The organism is Alteromonas marina, assembly GCF_000808575.1.
GTDB lineage: Bacteria > Pseudomonadota > Gammaproteobacteria > Enterobacterales > Alteromonadaceae > Alteromonas > Alteromonas marina_A.
The window spans coordinates 1-20,390 of the sequence record NZ_JWLW01000033.1 but is presented as its reverse complement, the minus strand read 5'-3'; the positions used below and the strand labels follow the sequence as shown (position 1 = coordinate 20,390).

Annotated in this window: 16 protein-coding genes and 1 other RNA gene; 10 read left to right on the top strand and 7 right to left on the bottom strand. The window is 43.3% G+C overall.

The features are described 5' to 3' along the window. The 3 genes from RJ41_RS14285 to RJ41_RS14275 form a co-directional block, all read left to right on the top strand. Positions 1-819: SIR2 family protein (locus tag RJ41_RS14285; protein WP_039222188.1), on the top strand; the 819-nt coding region annotated here is incomplete at its 5' end. Then, positions 809-1,294, top strand: coding sequence for a hypothetical protein (locus tag RJ41_RS14280; RefSeq protein ID WP_039222184.1), 486 nt, complete (start codon positions 809-811; stop codon positions 1,292-1,294). The genes RJ41_RS14285 and RJ41_RS14280, both read left to right, overlap by 11 nt. An 80-nt stretch (positions 1,295-1,374) precedes the next feature. Beyond that, positions 1,375-2,283, top strand: coding sequence for a hypothetical protein (locus tag RJ41_RS14275; RefSeq protein ID WP_039222182.1), 909 nt, complete (start codon positions 1,375-1,377; stop codon positions 2,281-2,283). A gap of 69 nt (positions 2,284-2,352) precedes the next feature. Here RJ41_RS14275 and RJ41_RS14270 read toward each other — a convergent pair whose 3' ends face one another. Further along, positions 2,353-3,594, bottom strand: coding sequence for an integrase domain-containing protein (locus tag RJ41_RS14270; RefSeq protein ID WP_039222186.1), 1,242 nt, complete (start codon positions 3,592-3,594; stop codon positions 2,353-2,355). A 165-nt stretch (positions 3,595-3,759) separates the two neighbouring features. Further along, positions 3,760-4,119: a transfer-messenger RNA gene (gene ssrA / locus RJ41_RS18965) on the bottom strand. Between the two features lie 393 nt (positions 4,120-4,512). Here ssrA and RJ41_RS14265 point away from each other — a divergent pair. Beyond that, positions 4,513-5,736: an NADH:flavin oxidoreductase/NADH oxidase family protein gene (locus tag RJ41_RS14265; protein WP_039222180.1), complete on the top strand. Its 1,224-nt coding sequence runs from the start codon at positions 4,513-4,515 to the stop codon at positions 5,734-5,736. A gap of 44 nt (positions 5,737-5,780) precedes the next feature. On the opposite strand, the gene smpB is transcribed toward RJ41_RS14265, so the two are convergent. Then, positions 5,781-6,260 carry an SsrA-binding protein SmpB gene (smpB, locus tag RJ41_RS14260; protein ID WP_014949307.1) on the bottom strand — a complete coding sequence of 160 codons (480 nt, stop codon included), beginning with the start codon at positions 6,258-6,260 and terminating at the stop codon, positions 5,781-5,783. A 145-nt stretch (positions 6,261-6,405) separates the two neighbouring features. On the opposite strand from smpB, the gene RJ41_RS14255 reads away from it, so the two are divergent. Next, the gene (locus RJ41_RS14255) at positions 6,406-6,837 is read left to right on the top strand and encodes a type II toxin-antitoxin system RatA family toxin (protein ID WP_014949308.1); all 432 of its coding nucleotides are present in this window, start codon (positions 6,406-6,408) and stop codon (positions 6,835-6,837) included. After that, positions 6,834-7,181, top strand: coding sequence for an RnfH family protein (locus RJ41_RS14250; RefSeq protein ID WP_039222178.1), 348 nt, complete (start codon positions 6,834-6,836; stop codon positions 7,179-7,181). Before RJ41_RS14255 ends, RJ41_RS14250 begins: the two co-directional genes overlap by 4 nt. A 91-nt stretch (positions 7,182-7,272) precedes the next feature. Here the strand turns inward: RJ41_RS14250 and RJ41_RS14245 are convergent, their stop codons facing one another. Continuing rightward, positions 7,273-7,749, bottom strand: coding sequence for a MarR family winged helix-turn-helix transcriptional regulator (locus tag RJ41_RS14245; protein WP_012518305.1), 477 nt, complete (start codon positions 7,747-7,749; stop codon positions 7,273-7,275). A 30-nt stretch (positions 7,750-7,779) separates the two neighbouring features. Further along, positions 7,780-9,750: a BCCT family transporter gene (locus RJ41_RS14240; protein WP_039222175.1), complete on the bottom strand. Its 1,971-nt coding sequence runs from the start codon at positions 9,748-9,750 to the stop codon at positions 7,780-7,782. Between the two features lie 321 nt (positions 9,751-10,071). Between RJ41_RS14240 and RJ41_RS14235 the strand changes: the two genes are divergently transcribed. Then, complete coding sequence (locus RJ41_RS14235; protein WP_039222173.1) at positions 10,072-12,783, top strand: TonB-dependent receptor; 2,712 nt, start codon at positions 10,072-10,074, stop codon at positions 12,781-12,783. Between the two features lie 168 nt (positions 12,784-12,951). Further along, the gene (locus RJ41_RS14230; protein WP_039222171.1) at positions 12,952-14,913 is read left to right on the top strand and encodes a tetratricopeptide repeat-containing sulfotransferase family protein; all 1,962 of its coding nucleotides are present in this window, start codon (positions 12,952-12,954) and stop codon (positions 14,911-14,913) included. 204 nt (positions 14,914-15,117) lie between these two features. Here the strand turns inward: RJ41_RS14230 and RJ41_RS14225 are convergent, their stop codons facing one another. After that, positions 15,118-15,582 (bottom strand): hypothetical protein, encoded by a 465-nt coding sequence (locus RJ41_RS14225; RefSeq protein WP_039222169.1) that lies wholly within the window; start codon positions 15,580-15,582, stop codon positions 15,118-15,120. Between the two features lie 234 nt (positions 15,583-15,816). Here RJ41_RS14225 and RJ41_RS14220 point away from each other — a divergent pair, with 234 nt between their 5' ends. Beyond that, positions 15,817-16,728 carry a hypothetical protein gene (locus RJ41_RS14220; protein ID WP_039222167.1) on the top strand — a complete coding sequence of 304 codons (912 nt, stop codon included), beginning with the start codon at positions 15,817-15,819 and terminating at the stop codon, positions 16,726-16,728. Positions 16,729-16,800: 72 nt separating this feature from the next. On the opposite strand, the gene ppsR is transcribed toward RJ41_RS14220, so the two are convergent. Continuing rightward, complete coding sequence (gene ppsR / locus RJ41_RS14215) at positions 16,801-17,613, bottom strand: posphoenolpyruvate synthetase regulatory kinase/phosphorylase PpsR (RefSeq protein WP_039222165.1); 813 nt, start codon at positions 17,611-17,613, stop codon at positions 16,801-16,803. Between the two features lie 271 nt (positions 17,614-17,884). Here ppsR and ppsA point away from each other — a divergent pair, with 271 nt between their 5' ends. Next, positions 17,885-20,257, top strand: a complete 2,373-nt coding sequence (gene ppsA, locus RJ41_RS14210; protein ID WP_039222163.1) for a phosphoenolpyruvate synthase — start codon at positions 17,885-17,887, stop codon at positions 20,255-20,257. The last annotated feature ends 133 nt before the right edge of the window (positions 20,258-20,390 follow it).

The following is a 20,390-nucleotide window of genomic DNA, read 5'->3' as shown; positions in this document are numbered from 1 at the left end:
CGGATTCACCGAAATACGCAGAGATTAAACAAAATTGATGAACCTTCGGCACTGATGGCCGCTAGGTACCTACGTAAAGGGTTATCCAACGAAGACCGCGAGTCTAAAACATTTATTGATGCGGTAACTAAGAACTTATACAAACTAAGAGATGATAAGTTTGAGATTGACTCAAATTTGATTAAGTCTATAGCTTCTATGTGTTTACCCAGGCGCACAGGAGCAAAGGTTAAATCAGTTGTAACGTATAATTTTGATGACCTTCTAGAAAGACAACTAAGTAAAAATGCTATTCTACATCGGTGTATCTATACAGATAACGAAAGTTACGATCCAGACGAACTCCCCATTTATCATGTCCATGGTTTCTTACCTGAGAAACGAAATTTATACGATGGATTAGATAACTCTACTTTAGTTTTCTCTGAAGAGGGGTACCATCAAATCTATTCAGATCCATACCACTGGTCAAATCTAGTTCAACTTAATTCATTTAGAGAGAGTAATTGTCTTATGGTGGGGTTATCGATGACTGATCCCAATTTGAGAAGGTTGTTAGATATATCTTCTAAGAATGTCGAAAGAAGTAAACATTTTGCGTTCATGCAGAGACTCTCTAGCAGTAAATTTTGTTATGAATTAACTGGTGGAAAAAGAGAAAAGGTTATAGAAAACACTGAAGCAGCTGATAAGTTTTTGGAGCGCCATCATACTCTCAATGAAGAGCTAATGAAGGAACTAGGAGTTACTATTATTTGGTTTGAAAAATTCGATGACATTCCAGAAATAATAGAAAACGTAATTAGGCATGAAAATTAGTGAGTTTAGCTTACCGCTTTTTAAAGGTTCACACTCTAATTTTGAGGAATATTTTATCAAAACCATACTTTTTATAACTTCGTTTCTTCTAATTTTTACTAATGCTTTAGCGAATGGCGCTACTAACGCTTTAGCTTGTATGGCTGGTGCTTCAGCGGATATCGATGGTAGTAATAGCTATCCAACTGATGCAAGTTCAATTCGCTTTATACTCTCTTTAGACAAGAAGTCTGACGACCTTTCAGCAATTAAATTAAAATACACTGGAATTATGGAGGGGATGCCGGAAACTTGGTACAAGTGTTCAGTAAACGCTATGGGAAATCTATACACGTGCGTAAACGGTTCTGAAGTGGTTTGGTATTACCCTGACCAAAAACATGGCGTGATAGCTAACCTTTCTATCTCTACTTTAATTAAAGAAAATAGAGCTAATGCTGCTGGGCTATATAACTATTCGTGTTCTACATTTTAGTTACTAGGCGAATGGCTGAATTTAAAATCAATTTTTGATTAAAGGAAGACTGTGACGGTACCCATTTTTCGGAGGAAGCCTTGCCTATATTAACCAATGATCCTAAAGCAACAGATCCTGTTTACATAAACCTACAAAAAGACCTTCCTTGGTTAGACCCTCCTGATTTAGCAAGGCGACATGTTGAAGCACTTTATACTGAGACATTTGAAATTTTAGATAAGAAATTCATACAACAGTGTAAACACGATTTCCATGCATGCTACGCCGAAATGTACTTTGCCGCTGCCTTACAGAGGCGAAGTGGTCACAAGTTATCGCATCCATCAGATAAAGGCCCAGACTTTTTCATACCAAAATTGAATACTTGGGTGGAGGTGGTTAGCTTGACTGATGGGGAAGATGGAAATCCAAATACAATCCCTAAAGCAGTTTCGGGAAAAATAAATAGATATCCAGAGAATCAAGTTATTCTACGAATGTGTAATGCCTTTGAAACTAAGTCAAAGAAGTTAGAACAGGACTTTTTTAAAGGGCTCATTAAAGAACATGAGCCAGTCGTACTTTGTATCAGTGGAGGTGGACTTGAGGAACGGATTCCAATGTATCCTGAAGGTGGCTACCCTCAGATAGTTAAGGCACTACTACCTGTTGGTGATTTAAAACTTTGGTTTGGTAGAGAAAACAAAAAACTACTTTCTCGAGAATATAAATATCGAGAAAGTATCAGAAAGATTAAAAAAGACGGCGATATTTGGATTGGAACGGAAGCTTTTTTAAATAGCAAAAGCTCACATATAAGTGCAGTGATATACTCTTGGGCGAACGCAGCAAACCCATACTCCGAAAAAAACTGGGGAAATGACTTCTATCTTGTACATAATCCTAATGCCACAAACCCACTTCCAGCGGGTTTTGCGAATTGCGGAGTAGAATATACTGTAGAATTTGGTGAAGAAAGTTTTGAGATAAAGACTACAGTATATTAAATGAAGCTAAGCAATTGGTTACTTTTTATAAGATAAAAACAACTGTTGGATTGAGTTTAGAACTGGAAACTAGCCCACAACGCTCAACTTTTTAATACAAGTCACAGAAAAACAGCCCGTCGCAGCTTCAAGAATATGCTCACTCCACCAATTCATCATTGGTCGACGGCGTTCTAAATAATCAGTTCTGTTATAAGCACTCCGTACTTGGTTATCGTCTACGTGCGCAAGCGCTGCTTCGATCAAATCGCGGTCAAAACCTTGTTCATTTAGTGTAGTGCTCGCTAATGAACGTAGGCCGTGGCTAACTAAGCGTCCGGCAAAGCCCATACGTTTTAAAGCCATATTTGCTGTTTGGCTATTACATGGCTTCTTCGGGTCACGGTCAGAAGGGAATATAAACTCTCGATGACCGCTGATTGGCTTCATAACTTCAAGAATAGCCAACATTTGGTCAGTAAGTGGAATACGCTGATCTCTTCGTTTTTTCATACGTTCCGACGGAATTGTCCAAACCTTACTTTCCATATCAATTTCTTTCCACATAGCACCAGATGCTTCGCTCGGCCTTGTCATTGTGTGGAGTTGCCATTCAAGAAGACAGCGTGTGGTTCGCTTAATACTAGCGTTAGCAATTGCACCCATAAGTTCAGGTAGTTCTGCTGGCTTTAATGCAGCCATATTTTCCTTCTTCGGCTTTTTAAAAGCCGCTTTAATTCCTACCAGTGGGTTAGCTTGAGTAAACCCACAGTTTGTAGCGAAGTTCATTATTTCATTTAGGCGCTGTGATAGGCGTTTTACTGTTTCTAAACTTCCTTTAGCCTCAATTGGCTTAAGTAAGTCGATAATTTGTGGGGCAGTAATAGCACTTACCGGAACTTTCGCTATTGAAGGGAATATGTGTAGCTCTAAAGAACGCCAGATATCAACGGCGTAGTCAGGTGTAATATCGTCCTTTTTAATTTCAAACCATTCTTTAGCTACGTTACTGAAAGTATGCTGGTGGACAGACTTGTATTCCTGCTGCTGACGCTTTCGCTCTTCTTGAGGGTCTATGCCTTGGGCAAGTAACTCGTTTGCTTCAAGCGTCGCTTTACGAGCATTCGCTAGTGATAGGTCAGGGTACTTACCTAGACTGAGATTAGCTCTTTTACGGCTAGTAGGTCTGTAGTAATTAAATATCCAATTTTTAGAACCATTTGGCTTAATACGAAGTCGCAGGCCATCACCATCAAACAGGTTATATTCTTTTTCGCTTGGCTTTGCAGATTTGATTTCTTTATCAGATAGCCGTGTAGTAACTTTTGCCATAATGGGTACACCAATTTCATCTAGTTTGCGTAGTGTACCCAATGGTGTACCTAAAGATCAAAGAAGCTAGAGGAAGCTATTGAACGTTAAAATACGCTAAGTTATTGATTTTACGTTGCTGTAGACATAAAAAAAGACGTCATAGGACGTCTTAGTATTTGAAATTGGTGGAGCTGGCGGGATTTGAACCCGCGTCCAGAAAATGTCTACCTTTGGTACTACATGCTTAGTTTGTCATTTATTTAACTGCTTGGAACTCCGACAAACAGGATTTCCTTGCAGCTGGCCTAATACTGTTTCGCGGTTCACCCTTAGACAAGGTTCCCTCGCTATCCTACTTGGATGACCTTCCGAATCCCCGCTAGCAGGAAGAGACTAGGGTGGAAGGGCCTATGCCGGTTATTAAGCGGCTAGTGCGTATGTTTCGTCGTTTGCGACTATTTAAATGCGGCTTTTTTAAGAGGCCAACCGCTCCTCTGCATGCACCTCCGGCTTCCTAGATCCTGTCGAATCCTAATCAGCCCCGAGTGTGATTTTCAATAATAGCACAATTGTTACATGGTGAAATACATTCTTTTGAAAATTACTATAAATTTTAAGGGTTTGGCTATAAATCAACCAAAAATAACATCTGTTTTTTCAAAAGCTTAGCTGTGTGGCTTTCAGTTGAAGCTTTGCTTAAACAGCAACACACAAACATTGAGTATTATTGAACTACCACAGATATAGGGATGCTTGAGTAAAATTCAAGTGCCGAGAGCACAAGGGCTGTGCAAGAAACGCAATTTATAAACTAAATTAGCGCTTTTTATCTGATTACTTTAGCGAATTTTTAAGGAAATAGTGCCGATGTAATGATGCAATTAGTAGCAAGAACCATTAAAGTACGTGAGCATAATTAAAAGGCTTGTAGTGTAAATGTCTTCAGATTCCATATTGTATTCTCCGTATACCTTGCCATGTGGCGTAACAGCGCGAAACCGTCTTGTTAAAGCTGCGATGGAAGAAAATATGTCGAGTATGGGAAATATTCCCGGAGAGTCTTTGTACTCACTCTATCGATATTGGGCCCACGGCAATTTAGGCATGGTGATCACAGGTAACGTTATGGTCGATAAAGGCGCCATGACAGGGCCAGGTGGCGTTGCACTAGAAAAAGATACCGACATTGCACCGTTTCAAAAATGGGCAAAAATCATTAAGTCTAATGGCGCTTTAGCCATAATGCAGATTAATCACCCTGGTCGACAGGTTTTTAAAGCGATGAAAGGCAAAGCTATTGCGCCTTCTGCGGTACCGCTTGATATGGGTAAACACTCCAAGCTGTTTGCTCAACCTCGAGAAATGACCTGCCAAGACATTCACGATGTGTGCAAACGTTTCGTTCAAACCGCTAAGCAAGCTGAAAAAGCCGGGTTTGATGGTGTTGAAATTCACGCCGCTCACGGTTATTTGCTTACGCAGTTTTTGTCTCCGCTTACTAATCAGCGCCAAGATGAGTGGGGCGGTTCTATTATTAATCGCGCACGCTTGCTGATAAACATAGTTAGTCAGGTTCGGGCGGTTTGCGCTAAAGACTTTATTGTTATGGTAAAGCTTAACTCTGCAGATTTTCAGAAAAATGGCTTTTCTTTTGATGATGCCTGTGAGGTGGTAAATCGCTTGGAAGCCTTGGGTGTTGATGTTGTAGAGTTGTCTGGCGGCAGTTATGAAGCGCCTGCCATGCAAGGGCAAACCCGTGACGACACCACGCTGGCAAGAGAAGCGTACTTCTTGGAATTTGCGCAGGCTCTGGTGAGTAAAACTGATATTCCGCTTATGACAACTGGCGGTATAAAAAGGGCCGAGGTAGCAGAGGAAGTGATTGAGCAGGGCTGTGCCCTTGTTGGATTAGCCAGCGCCCTTGCCATTACGCCCGACTTAGCTAAAAAGTGGCAACAAGAATGGGCGTATTCGGGCATAATTCCACACTGCTCTTGGAAAGATAAATCACTTGCAAGCCTTGCAAATATGGCCATGGTGCGAAGACAACTTAGACGCCTTGGGAATAACCTAACCACCTTAAGAAACCCGTCACCGCTGTGGAGTCTGATCCTTGATATGCTACATCGCAAGAGAATGACGAAACGAGACGTAGGTTAAACCTATTACACTTCTTTTTTGGCAGCCCAAATAAAAACACAGCGTTAAACGCTGTGTTTCATCATTCTTTCTTTTTGACGTTGCCAATCTTTGTCTTTAATGGTGTCACGCTTGTCATGGGCGTGCTTACCTTTTGCTAGGTGAATTTCTAGTTTCACCCAACACTTTTTCCAATACATAGACGTGGCAACGATTGAATAACCTTGGCGGTCTCGCGCACCCATTAAGCGGTCAATTTCTCGTTTGTTCAGCAACAATTTGCGAGCACGCTCTGGGGCTGCGATAACGTGGGTAGAGGCTTGATTCAGCGGACTAATTCTACACCCTACCAAATACGCTTCGGCATTCTGGATAATAATGTACGCATCGGTAATGTTCACTTTACCGGCACGAATACTTTTAATTTCCCACCCTTGAAGCTCAAGTCCGGCTTCGAACTTGTCCTCTAGGAAATAGTCGTGACGCGCTTTTTTATTCTGCGCGATATTTCCTGTGGTGTTTTTGTTGGCTTTATTCTTTTTCATGCTGGCTATTATACTGATTGTTCAAAGGAATGTCTTTAGTTGTCATTGTTATCTTATATTGGGGCATTTGGTTCAAAACCGAATACGAGCGAACCAAATTTTCTGTGATACAATGCGGCCAAGAGTTTTAATTGTAGTGGAATCAATGCCAAGTATTCATAGAAGCGCGCTGGTAGCTCATAGCGCAGAAGCCATGTTTAACTTAGTCAACGATGTAGCTTCCTACCCAGAGTTTTTGCCAGGCTGTACCGATAGCAAGATCCTCGACACGTCAGCGCAAAGCATGAAAGCGTCATTGTTAGTGGCAAAAGCTGGTATCAAGCAATGGTTTACAACGCACAACGTGTTAGAGCCAGGTAAAAGTATTCAAATGCAACTGGTCGACGGTCCGTTTCGCTCGCTTACCGGTGGCTGGACATTTTCAGCGTTATCAGAAGAAGCCTGTAAAATTGAATTAAACCTAGAGTTTGAATTCAGCAATAAGCTAGCTGAAATGGCTTTTGGTAAAGTGTTTAACAGTTTAGCCAGCAGTATGGTTGCAGCGTTTACAGACCGAGCGCGGAGCGTGTACGCATGAGTAAGAAGCTCATCAATATTGAGGTTGCCTACGCGTTACCCACCAAGCAAACTATCATTGATGTTGCTATTCAAGAAAATGCGACGGTAGAAGAAGGAATAAACGCGTCTAACGTGCTTGAGCAGTTTCCCGAGATTGATTTGAAAGCAACAAAAGTGGGTATTTGGAGCCGCGTGGTTAAGCTTCGCGACACGCTTACCGATGGCGACCGTATTGAAATTTACCGCCCGCTTATTGCTGACCCTAAAGAAATCCGCAAGCGCCGTGCTGAGAGAGCGAAAGAGGAAGGGCGCGCTGACAAAATCACAGGTGGAAAGGTAAATCCACTTAAGGCGAAGTCATAGCAGTCAGCTGAGCGCTTCTACGCCAGCGCCAAAGATAGATACAAAAATGGCCTTCAAGTGAAGGCCATTTTTTTAAAGAAGGCAAAGGCTATTAGCTTTTTTCTGAAATACTGCCTAACTCCAGGAAAGGGGAGGCATCAATATCTTCAGCGTCCATCATGCTAGCAATACGCTGAACGGTAGCGACCATTTGGCTTTGCTCCCACTCTTTAAGCTGTGAAAAACGCTCGACAAAGTGTTCTTGAAGAGGGCGAGGTGCGTCAACCACTGCTTCTTTACCGCGTTCGGTTAAGAATACGCCCACTTTTCGTTTATCTTGCGTACTTCTTATGCGCGTAGCTAAGTCTCGTGATTCTAGTCTATCTAGAATATTCGTGATGGTTGCAGGGCTTAAGTTAATATTCTCTGCAATTTCGCGCACCATTATACCCGGGCGCTCTTCAATATTTTGCATCACCAATAACTGTGGGCCTGTTAAACCCACGTGTTTACTTAGCTGCTTGCTGCGTAGGTCTACAGCGCGTATTACGCGCCGTAGTGCCACTAATAGTTCTTCTTCTTTTCGCATGTTACTTCCAACAAATGCGTAACCCAGCGGTTACTTAAGCAAATGAATAAAATGTTGGTGCTTATGATAGTGATCGATGACGTCATTTATGACCGAAATCTTCGACCAGCCCATAATATCATAGTTTTGACCACCTTCACTCAAGTGCACTTCGGCGCGATAGTACGTTGCCTTTTCGTTTTCGTCCAGTGCTGGCGTATCACTTGGGCCAAATTCAGGCTGTTCTGTCGGCACTGGGTGCACAGCATATATGAATTCAGGGTCATTACCCATATCAACAGTCAAAATGAGCGCTTCGTCCGTGTCTTCAATCTTTATTTCAAACTGTTGCGCTTTAAACTCTTCACCTACCTCAGTAAGCGCGGGTTTAACCACTTTGTTTATATAGCGACGAACGGCGGTTTCATCCGGAAAGGTAACAATATTTTCAAGGCGTTCTTTCCAGTTTTTATCTGAGTCATTGTGCTGCGGTGTACCCGTTAGTACTTGTAAACTTTCACGCTTATACGCCTCGATACGCAGCGCTTTCAATAAGCCCGAGATGGCGATAAGCAGCACAATGGCAAATGGTAGGGCAGCTGCAATCGTCATAGTTTGCAGCGCGCCAAGTCCACCGGCGTATAGTAAAATTGAACTCACCACACCAACGCCAACAGCCCAGTATACTCGTTGCCACAACGGCGTATTGTTTTCACCGTGTGAACACAACATATCGACAACCATGGCACCCGAATCACATGAGGTTACAAAGAATACAATGACCATCAATACTGCTATAAGACTTAGCACTGAAGAGAAAGGGAACTGTTCTAGAAACACAAACAGTGCCACTGAGGTATCTTCATTTACCATTTGTGCAAGTACGTCTTTACCTTGTACCAACACCTGATCAATAGCGGTGTTGCCGAATACGGTCATCCAAAATAGTGTAAATGCTGATGGAATAAGCAGTACGCCCATTACAAATTCACGAATGGTTCTACCGTAAGAGATACGCGCGATAAACAGGCCAACAAATGGTGCCCATGCTAACCACCAACCCCAGTAGAAGATAGTCCAGCCACCAATCCAGTCTGTTTTTTCATAGGCGAACAAGTTAAATGTGTTGCGCACTAAATCAGACAGATAAGCGCCAGTGTTTTGCATAAACGCTTGTAGTAAAAATACGGTTGGGCCTAAAACAAGAACAATTAAAAGTAGCAGTAAGGCTAAAACCATATTGGTTTCTGACAGACGGCGGATGCCTTTTTCCAAGCCAGTAGTTACAGAAATAACGGCTAAACCAACAACACCTGCCATTATAGCTATTTGAACACCAGTATTTGACGGTAAACCAAATAAATAGTTAAAACCCGCATTTACTTGCGAAGCGCCGAAGCCAAGCGACGTTGATACACCAAAAACTGTTGACGTAACCGCGAATATATCAACGATGTGTCCAGGCCAGCCGTAAATCCGGTCACCAATTAACGGATATAAAGCAGAACGCAGTGTAAGAGGTAAGTTTTGTCGGTACGCAAAATAGCCCAAAATCAGAGCCACTACCGCATAAATTGCCCAAGCATGAACACCCCAATGGAAGAACGTAGTCTTCATTGCTTCGCGAACGGCGTCAATGCTTTCAGCCTGTGCAGTGGGGGGCGCTAAAAAGTGCATTAAGGGCTCGGCAACGCCAAAGAACATAAGCCCAATTCCCATTCCTGCTGCAAATAACATACTAAGCCAAGTCCCAAAGCTGAATTCGGGACTTGCGTGATCTGGGCCTAACTTAATTTCGCCGTAGCGTGACATGCCGAGGAAAACAACAAACACCACAATTACTGCGACAGTAAATACATAAAACCAACTACCGTTGGTCACAATTGCGCTCTGAAGCTTTTGGAAAAGCGCGTCTGCTGTTTCAGGAGTACCAGCAGCGAAGATAAGTAAACATAGGATTAAAGCTGACGATGTAATAAACACCGGCTTGTTGAGTGGAGATTTATTTTCGTTCTCAATCACGCAGTAAATTCCTTTCACCTTTTATAAATTTCGGTTTATACGAAGAAATATACCGCATGGAGCATTTTTTATAAATATCAGATGAAATTATTTGATTTGTATGTATTTGGTCAATGAGTCAAAGTGTGGTCTTTTTTTTGTAGTTGTTTTTACGATAAAAATTAGACTTTCTGCTAGGTTTTAGGTGTTTTTGGTTAATTATTAATCGTTAGAGTAGAAATAATTAATAGATTGTGTATCGTAATATATGATCTTTTTGATATGTGTTTTAAGTAAACACTGTCCGAAGAATAAAAAAACAATTGAAGGAAACACACACAAATGCGAAAAACTCAGCTTAGCTGTGCAATCATCGCTGCACTGGCATCCACCTCTCTGGCTGCGCAAGAAACTAAAGCGCCCGCTAAACTTGAAACCATAGAAGTTACCGCCACGAAAAGAAGTGAATCAATCCAAGATGTCCCTGTCGCAGTCTCTGCGTTAGATGGAAAAGCATTAGAAAACCTCGGTATTGATAACTTCCAAGACTACGTAGAGTTTTTACCGAATGTGGTATTCCAAGGTACAGGTCCAGGGCAAAACGAAATATACATTCGTGGTGCGGCGACCACGCAATCAAGCATTACCCTGTCATCTGTTCAAGCACTTCAGCCCTCAGTGGCTTTCTACCTTGATGAAATGCCTGTTTCTATGGCTGGCCGAAACTTAGATATTTTTGCTACCGACGTTGAGCGTGTAGAGGTTCTACCTGGGCCGCAAGGTACGTTATTTGGTGCGAGTTCTCAGGCAGGTACAGTTCGCCTAATCACAAACAAGCCAGATCATTCTGGATTTGCTGCAGGCTTCGATACCAGTATCTCTACCACAAAAGGCGGAGATATGAGTAACACGGTGGAGGCATATTTCAACATTACTCCAACTGACAACCTTGCGCTGCGTGTCGCTGCCTACAATGAAAGTCAGGGCGGTTGGATTGACAACATTGAAAATGAGCCAGGAAATGGTGGTTACATTGGAAGTGCTGTAGTTATTGATCGTATTTCTGGAAATGCATTGCAAAAACAGGGCATCGATCCGGCTGCTATGGATGCACGTCGTGAAATTAATGGTTTTACCCGCAGTGAAGCCGCCGTTGTGTCGCCAAGAAACAGCGAACATGTTGAAGATAACTTTAATGACGCGGTCTACTCAGGGGCGCGATTCGGGTTGTCTTACATTATCAACGAAGATTGGGATGTTCTGGTTCAACACACTCAACAAACACTTGATACTGAAGGTGTGTTTGCCTACGACCCAACGGTGGAAGGCGAAAGCTCGGCAATTCGCTTTCAAAGCGATGAAAACTCTGACGAATTTGGCTTAACCACATGGACCCTAAATGGTCGTTTGGAAAAACTAGATGTGGTGTATACCGGTGGTTACCTTGATCGTGAAATAGACACGCTTACCGATTACACCGGCTACACCAACGGCGGCTTATTTTCCGCGTACTATGTGTGTACGCACTATGAAACGCCAGATAATCCAGATGACGCCCGCTGCCTCGATCCAAGTAAATACTACAAAGAAGACACTACTAGCACTCGCTTAACCCACGAACTACGTTTCAGCACAACGATGGATACACCATGGCAGCTGACGGCGGGTGTGTTTTATGACGAACAGGAAGTAGGCTCAGTAGGCCAGTTTAAAATCGCAAGCCCTGAAATCTTTGAGAACCTTGCAAGTTCATGGAATGCGCTGGCGGGTGACCGTGGAATTAACAGCGACGGTGGCCCTTTCTCTCCTGAAATTAGCTTTGTAAACGATGTAACGCATACTATTGAGCAAATCGCGGTGTTTGGGCAGCTAGGTTATGAAATTACTGACACGGTAACCGCTACTTTTGGTGCCCGCTGGTATCAAATTGACGATATTTATCGCGGCGCTACATCAACACGCGACGTAACAAGCCGATTAGAAGCCTATGGTCAAGGCGTGCTAGATCCCGCCGTTTATGATGGTTTGGGTCTTGACGGCCAAGGTGTTGTCGATGCTATCCAAGATGGTTCATTGGAAATTGGCTTACTAGACGGTGACGGAGTACTCACGGTTGACGATACCATCTTCAAATTTGGCCTCGACTGGAAAGTAAATGAAAACGTATTGCTTTTCGCGAACTATTCAGAAGGCTTCCGTCCACCAGTAACAAACAGACTAGGCGGTGACGCAGCGGCAAATGACACTGGGGCGTTTGCGGATTTCCGTGTTCCGGTTTACTCAACAACAGATACGCTGGATAACTACGAAATTGGCCTGAAAGGTGACTTCTTAGACGGTATTTTGCGTGTTAATGCCACTGGTTACTATTCAGAAATCAGCGACTTGCAAACGTCGCGTTTCGATCCTGCGAATATTAGTTTCTTAGTCTTTACCGATAATGTTGGTGATGCAGAAGTTAAAGGGATTGATGCAGACATTACTTGGTTAGCGACAGATAACCTAGTCATTAACGCAGCATTTAGCGTACTGGATACCGAACTGGTTAGTATTAACCCTGAACTAGAAGGTATTGCGGCTGGCGTAGGCAGTGAGCTTCCGTACTCTGCTGATTTCTCGGGCAATATTAGCGCACGTTATTTCTTTGAGTTAGATGGCGGTAAAGAAGGGTATGTTAATGCATCACTTACCTACACCGGCGACCGTCTTGCTGGCATGGTGATGAACGCCTATGCCATGGAAGATGCAACTCGATTGATTTATGGCACGGGCTCGGGTCTGAAAATTAAAGATGAGGGTGACGAGTTTAAAGGCGCAACGTATCCAGGTGCAGATGGTGAAACAATTCGCGGTGGACGCTACATTCAGGAAAGTTACGTAATTGGTAATGTATCTGTGGGGATGACGTATCAAAACTGGAAAGTTGAAGCATTTGTTGACAACGTTTTCGACAAATCAGCAATCTTGAACATTGATACTCAGCAGTATACGCCTAAGGTTGTGACTAATCGCCCTCGTACTATAGGTCTTCGCTTCTCTTACGATTACTATTAATAGTCGTTTGTCGTAAACGAAGAAGTAGATTGTACACAGTGCATTAAACGGCAGGCCTAGGCCTGCCGTTTTCATTACTTATCTTAGAAAAATTCGGTAGTATTAAATACATACCCTTTTGGCTTTCGCCAATTATCACCTGCGCTACCAAGAATTATAACGAAGGCTATGACAACAGAAGATTTTCAACATCAAGTTCGCGCTATTAAGCAAGCGCTTCAACGCGGTCAGTTATCAACTGCGAAATCGTATATTCAAGATTTATTGCCCTTGTCGCTAAATGAGCAGCAAGAAGCAGAAGTACTTTATTTGTCCGCTGTCACTTACAGGCTCTCGAACCAACATAGCGATGCTTTTAAGGCTATCGACACTCTTCTATCTCTCCGCCCAGATTACGGCAGGGGATACCAAGAGCTTGCTTACTGTCATGAAGCTGTGGGAGACCAGCAAAACGCAGCAAGTGCGTTCTTTAAAGCAACGCATTTTAACCCCGCTCTTATAAGCAGTTGGAAAAAGCTGCTCTTAATCTATCAAAATCATCGCGACGCTACCGCTGAACAAATGGCATCAAATCAGATTGCGCATTTGCAGTCTCTTCCTCCGCCAATTCTGGGCGCCTACGACCTTATGTACGAAAAGCAGTTCGCTGCGGCAGAGCAAGTGTGCCGCCAATTTTTGGCTAAACAAAAGCATCACCCTGAAGCTATGATGTTGTTGGCTGAAATTGGTATGCAGTTGAAGGTGTACAGTGATGCAGAATTTTTGTTGGAAAGTTGTGTGGAATTATACCCGGACAACGAGCGGGCGGCGCTAGCTTATCAAAACGTGCTTTCAAAGTTGGGTAAGTTTCCAGAGGCCGTAAACGTTGCGCGACAAAGACTCTCAAAAAGCCCAGACAGCTTTGTTATTAAAACCAGTCTTGCCCATGCGCTTGTTGGTGTAGGGCAATTAGATGAAGCGATAGATATTTACCATGGCGTACTAGAACAAACGCCAGATAGACCTAAAGTTTGGGTGTCGTTGGGTCATGCACTAAAAGCCAAAGGCGATACTGCCGATGCGGTTAACGCTTACGAAAAAGCGGTAGGTTTTGCCCGCGACTATGGCGATGCCTATTGGAGCTTGGCGAATACGAAGACGTATAAGTTTAGTGACAAGATGCTTAAGCAAATGACTGAGCAAGCCAGCAATGATGCAATTAACTTAGACGATAAAATTCATATTTGTTTTGCGCTCGGAAAAGGGTTTGAAGATAACGCTCAGTATGACAAGGCCTTTGCGTATTACCAGCAAGGTAATGCGCTTAAACGCAGTACGCTTCAATTCGATATTGGGAAAACCGAGCAAGCATTAGATGCTCAGCAACAGGCTTTTAGTCAAGACGATTTCAAAAAAACACAGGGTTGCCAAGCGCCAGATCCTATTTTTATTGTCGGGCTTCCACGTGCTGGCTCTACACTGCTTGAGCAAATCCTAGCGTCGCACTCTAATGTCGACGGAACCATGGAGCTGCATGACATTCTGGGTATAGCGTCTTCGCTCAGCCACCAATCTACGCCATATCCGTTCAATGTTTCAGCATTGAGTGAAGAAACACTGGCGAAACTTGGTGAGCAATATATTCAGCAGACCCGTGCATATCGCCAAGGCGCACCGTTATTTATTGACAAAATGCCCAACAATTTCATTCATATTGGGCTTATAAAAAAGATATTGCCCAACGCAAAGATTATTGACGCACGAAGAAACCCCATGGACTGCTGTTTTAGCGGCTTTAAACAACTCTTTGGCGAAGGGCAGGAGTTTAGCTATTCACTTGATGACATTGGGCGTTACTACAATGCGTATGAGAAGCTAATGGCACACTGGCATAACGTGTTACCTGATGACATCTTAACCGTGCAGCACGAAGACGTGCTTGAAGATTTAGAAGGGCAGGTTAAGCGTATTCTGGCGTTCTGCGGTTTAGAGTTTGAAGAAGCATGCTTAGCGTTTCATAAAACCAAGCGGATAATCAAAACTCCAAGTTCAGAGCAGGTTCGTCAGCCGATTTACAAAACGGGGATGGGGCAGTGGAAGCCATTTGAATCTAACTTGGAAGCGCTGAAGGACGCGCTTAAGACGCAGTAGAAGCGCCTTGCGTTAAATAGCCGTACCTAGCGTGACTCGACTGAACTTGGGCTTTATCCTAAGCCAAGCTTTTGAAACTAGACGGTTACTTATTTACAGCGTTACAGCACCTTTAGAATAAAACGAGGCACGATTTTTACCGTGCCTCGTGTTTTTTGACACTTAAAAGCGTCAAGCCTGTGCCATTAGAGCTATTCCTAACGCTTATGGCTGATAAGGTAACGAAGATTGGTGAAGGATAATTCTAATTTTACCGTCGTCGCATTGCTTGAAGACAAAGCTCTTGTTCACAAAAATATGGCTGTCGTCTGCACCAATAAAATGTACGTTGCATTGAACAATGGCTAACTCGCCGTTCAATATGAAATCTTCCTTGCTATACCAAACCTTTACCCAAGGCTTAAGCTTGAACCCATTGTCGTTGGGGTAGTCGCTATTGCCACCTACGAAGTATGAAAGTGCCCCTTCTTTTGTTGGGCGAAATGTTTGAGCTCCATACGTTAAGGTAGGTTTAAACAGCACCTTCCCATTATCGTAATCGTAGTTTTCAGATAAAACCTTTGATGCGAACGCCTTCGCATCGCCACCTTCTGCGTGTACTTTTCCCACCGCAACAACATTGTCGCACCAAGTCTGAAGGGCTGTATGTACCATCTCTTCTGTAAACATGACGCTAACTCCTTTAATTAATGATGATGTTATACTGTATCATTTATCTTTTGGCAATATCGCTAAATCAATGAAATGTAACTGATTATCCGTGATAGATAATTGCTATCAGCGAAAGGTCACGGAGCATGCGATGATGCCAGCCACTAAAGAAATTAGGAGCTTCCGCTAACTATTATAAGAACTGCTTTTAACCTATACTTCATACCAAATAGACGCATTGCCATAATAATAATGAGACCTCTATTAGCCACCGTTTTATTCTTCCTAGCGCTTTTTGTATTTCATGCAAATGCCGCGATTAAAGATATTCAGCCTCTTTGCCAGGATAGTGTCGACGAATGTTTATCGAAAATCAGAGCACAGCAATCTCTATTAGATAAGAACACACCACCATGGTGGGACCTTCAAGTAAGAAGGTTTGATATCTTATTTAACTTTCAACGTTATGATGAGCTTTATGCCCTTCTAAGGCCATGGCTTGAGGCTACAAATTTGAAAGGAATGCCAGAGTACAAGCCACTAGTTTCTCTGTTTTTCGGTAAGTGGTTACGTGCCAGTGGCCGAGAGCAGGAAGCAAGAATAGCGTTAACTATATCTTTGACGGGCTTGAGAGCACAATATGAAAAGATGCCGTCCCCTCAATTAGGTATAAGAATTTTAAATCTTTTGACTGTGCTTGGTAAAACGAAAGAAGCGCAGGACTTTGCTGAGCAACTGGAAGGTGAAAACTATAATGCGCCTGTCTTTTATCATGAGATCTTTGCTGAGCTTGGGCACGCCGCGCTAAAAGAAGGCGATAACGCAAAACATATTGAATATCGAATTAAATCGTTGAATTGGGCGTTGAAACTACCCGATTATCAACAGCAAGCTATCGCCTACAGCAATTATGCTGTAGCGCTTCGCAACAATAGGAATTATCAGGAGGCAGAGCAGGCTTTCCTGAATGGTTTAGCATGTGCGGAGCAAGCGAAGGATATCGCTCAAATTAACAGTATTAAGTTACGGATAGCGGAAAACGCTACGCTTGGCAACGACCCTGAAAAAGCGAGACGTTGGCTCAAGCAAATATCTGTTGAGGGGCTTCCATCTTTACAGCTATCGCGCTACCGAAAATTGGTAAAAGATAACGCACCGCATTAATCGTTAGGTTCATTTCGATTAGCTGCAGGCAAAATGCACGTTGCGGCACGCTTTTTATCTCAGCCGCACTTATTAGTATTTACGACGTTTCAGGCCTGTTTCAGCCAAAATTTTTGCGGAAATTTCCTCAATAGAATATTTAGTGCTGTTTAAAAACGGAATTTTTTCCTTTCTATACAGGTTCTCAACTTCACGAAGCTCCATCCTACATTGTGGTAGCGATGCGTATTTACTGTTTGCACGTCGCTCCGAACGTATTTGATGGAGTCTATCCGCTGCAATGGTTAACCCAAAGAGTTTATGTTTGTATCGTCGCAGAGCAGGGGGAAGCTTCAGCATGTCGCCCATGTCTTCTTCTGTAAAAGGGTAGTTCGCTGCTTTTATTCCGTATTGAAGGGCTAAGTAAAGACTTGTTGGCGTTTTACCCGACCGTGAAACGCCGGTAAGTATAATATCGGCTTCGTCGTAGTCTTTTAGGTTAGAACCGTCATCATTAGCCAATGCGTAGTTTACGGCTTCAATTCTAATATCGTAGGTGGTTTCGTGGATACTGTGTGTACGATGTTTTTCTGGTTTTGAAGGAACACCCAATACTTTTTCCAGTGGCGCTACGAATTGATCGAGAAAATTATAGTTAATGCCCACGGATTTAGAGATTATTTTGCGAATATCTACATTCACAATTGTATAAAAAACGAGCGGCCTCTCTCCGGTGTCTTGAAAACTTTCAGAAATTTGCTGTAAAACTTTGTGAGCTTGTTCCTCAGTTTCAACGAAAGGAATAGTGTTGTGATTGAAAGAAACAGGAAACAGAGAAAGCAGGGCGTGGCCAAAGACCTCTGCAGTGATGGCTGTACCATCTGAAATATAAAAAGCTGTGCGCACAACATATCCTTAACATTGGTGTAATTTTATTACAAAAGTAATAAAGGGTTTACTTTCTGAATTTCCCCATTCTAAGATGATTTCGTCGAAAAGCTACACGGTTCTTGTGAATGACGGCAAATTTCAAAGGTTTGCTGTCAAACGTAATGAACAGCGTTACTGATGGTTCTCACCATATATCGACAACAATTTGATGAGTTTCAGGTGATAAAAAGCACAAACCTGAAATTAACCTCATACCCTACACATAAAAAAGCTGGAGGCTTGGGCTGTGCAAGAATACGTACTTTGGTATCAAGAACTGGGCATGCATGATGTGGGTCGCGTAGGCGGCAAAAACGCATCATTGGGCGAGATGATTTCAAACCTGGCTAACGCCGGTGTGCAGGTGCCGGGAGGTTTTGCTACCACCGCCGAGGCATTTAATGAGTTTCTAGAGCAAAGTGGCCTAGAAGCGCGCATCCACGAAGTCTTAGACTCGTTAGACGTAGATGACGTAAACGCACTGACCGAAGCGGGTAAGAATATCCGCCAGTGGATTATCGACACACCTTTCCAAGGAAAGCTAGAAGAAGAAATCAAAACTGCGTTCATCACATTGCAGGGTGATGCAGGTGAAGAAGCGTCATTTGCCGTGCGTTCATCAGCCACGGCTGAAGATATGCCTGATGCATCTTTCGCAGGACAACAAGAGACTTTCCTAAACGTTAAAGGCTATGAAGCCGTGCTTGTGGCAATTAAGCACGTGTTCGCATCGCTGTTTAACGACCGCGCTATTTCATATCGCGTTCACCAAGGGTACGACCACAAAGGCGTGGCGCTATCTGCAGGCATTCAACGCATGGTGCGCAGTGATATCGCATCATCAGGCGTTATGTTTACTATTGATACAGAGTCTGGCTTTGAAGACGTTGTATTTATTACCAGCTCATTTGGTTTAGGTGAAATGGTGGTGCAAGGTGCGGTTAACCCTGATGAGTTTTATGTTCACAAACCAACACTTGATAAAGGCCTGCCTGCTATCGTTCGTCGTAACCTTGGTAGTAAGCTTACCAAAATGGTGTACTCAGATGATGAAGCACACGGTAAGCAAGTGTCTATTGTCGATATTGATGCAGCTGACAGCAAAACCTTCTCGTTGACTGATGACGAAGTGATGGAGCTTGCTAAGCAGGCGCAGATCATTGAAAACCACTACAAGCGTCCTATGGACATTGAATGGGCCAAAGACGGCGCAGACGGCAAGCTTTACATCGTACAGGCTCGCCCAGAAACAGTACGCAGCCGTGAAGACTCACAAAGCATTGAGCGCTTCCAGTTGAAAGGTCAAAGCAACATTGTTTGTGAAGGCCGTGCAATTGGTCACAAAATCGGTGCTGGTGTAGCGAAAGTGCTTGATTCAATTGAAGAGATGGACAAAATCCAGGCGGGTGATGTTCTGGTAACTGACATGACAGACCCTGACTGGGAACCTATCATGAAGAAGGCGTCTGCCATTGTTACCAACCGCGGTGGCCGTACGTGTCACGCAGCAATCATTGCGCGTGAATTAGGTATTCCTGCGGTTGTGGGTTGTGGTAACGCGACTGACAGTATCAAGAACGGCGACAAAATTACTGTATCTTGTGCTGAAGGTGACACTGGTTTTATCTACGGTGACGAACTAGAGTTCGACGTAGTGACATCACGCATTGATGCAATGCCTGACCTACCGCTAAAAGTGATGATGAACGTAGGTAACCCAGACCGCGCATTCGACTTTGCTCGCTTGCCAAACGCAGGTGTTGGTCTTGCTCGCCTTGAGTTTATTATCAACCGCATGATTGGTGTGCACCCTAAAGCACTACTTAATTTCGACAGTCAGCCTGAAGAGTTGAAAGAAGAAATTAGCGATATGATTGCAGGCTACGAGTCGCCTACGGAATACTACATCGAGAAATTGGTAGAAGGTATATCAACCATTGCTGCAGCGTTCTCGCCAGAGAAAGTCATCGTTCGTATGTCAGATTTCAAATCGAACGAATACTTTAACTTGGTTGGCGGCTATCAATACGAGCCTGACGAAGAGAACCCAATGTTGGGCTTCCGTGGTGCAAGCCGTTACATTTCTGAAGATTTCCGCGATTGTTTTGCTCTTGAATGTGAAGCAATTAAACGGGTTCGCAACAAAATGGGTTTAACCAATGTTGAGATCATGATCCCGTTCGTACGCACGCTAGAAGAAGGTCGTAAAGTTATCGAGCTTCTAGAAGAGCAAGGTTTGAAGAAAGGTGAAAATGGACTTCGCGTTATTATGATGTGTGAACTGCCATCAAACGCATTGCTTGCAGATAAGTTCTTAGACATTTTCGACGGTTTCTCTATTGGGTCTAACGACCTAACGCAGCTAACCCTAGGTTTAGACCGTGATAGCGGCCTTATTGCGCACTTGTTTGACGAGCGTGACGAAGCAGTTAAAGCATTGTTGTCAATGGCAATCCAGGCAGCGAAGAAGCGTGGAAAATACGTAGGCATTTGTGGTCAAGGTCCATCAGATCACGAAGACTTCGCCGCGTGGCTGGTACAAGAAGGGATTGATTCGGTATCACTTAACCCTGATACCGTGGTTGAAACCTGGCTTTACCTGGCTGAAAAGCACGGCTAATTACGTAGCTCAGATGTGAAGGCGAGATAGGGTCAGAACTATCTAATTTTCCATCTAACGTCGTGTTATGTCACGATGTTACCGCTTTGATACTATTGAAAAAGAGACCATAAGGTTAATGCCAGTCAGTTAA

Coding starts and splice junctions, on each gene's coding strand:
- RJ41_RS14280 (WP_039222184.1), top strand. CDS start 809: ATGAAAATTAGTGAGTTTAGCTTACCGCTTTTTAAAGGTTCACACTCT.
- RJ41_RS14270 (WP_039222186.1), bottom strand. CDS start 3,594: ATGGCAAAAGTTACTACACGGCTATCTGATAAAGAAATCAAATCTGCA.
- RJ41_RS14265 (WP_039222180.1), top strand. CDS start 4,513: ATGTCTTCAGATTCCATATTGTATTCTCCGTATACCTTGCCATGTGGC.
- smpB (WP_014949307.1), bottom strand. CDS start 6,260: ATGAAAAAGAATAAAGCCAACAAAAACACCACAGGAAATATCGCGCAG.
- RJ41_RS14255 (WP_014949308.1), top strand. CDS start 6,406: ATGCCAAGTATTCATAGAAGCGCGCTGGTAGCTCATAGCGCAGAAGCC.
- RJ41_RS14250 (WP_039222178.1), top strand. CDS start 6,834: ATGAGTAAGAAGCTCATCAATATTGAGGTTGCCTACGCGTTACCCACC.
- RJ41_RS14245 (WP_012518305.1), bottom strand. CDS start 7,749: ATGCGAAAAGAAGAAGAACTATTAGTGGCACTACGGCGCGTAATACGC.
- RJ41_RS14235 (WP_039222173.1), top strand. CDS start 10,072: ATGCGAAAAACTCAGCTTAGCTGTGCAATCATCGCTGCACTGGCATCC.
- RJ41_RS14230 (WP_039222171.1), top strand. CDS start 12,952: ATGACAACAGAAGATTTTCAACATCAAGTTCGCGCTATTAAGCAAGCG.
- RJ41_RS14225 (WP_039222169.1), bottom strand. CDS start 15,582: ATGTTTACAGAAGAGATGGTACATACAGCCCTTCAGACTTGGTGCGAC.
- RJ41_RS14220 (WP_039222167.1), top strand. CDS start 15,817: ATGAGACCTCTATTAGCCACCGTTTTATTCTTCCTAGCGCTTTTTGTA.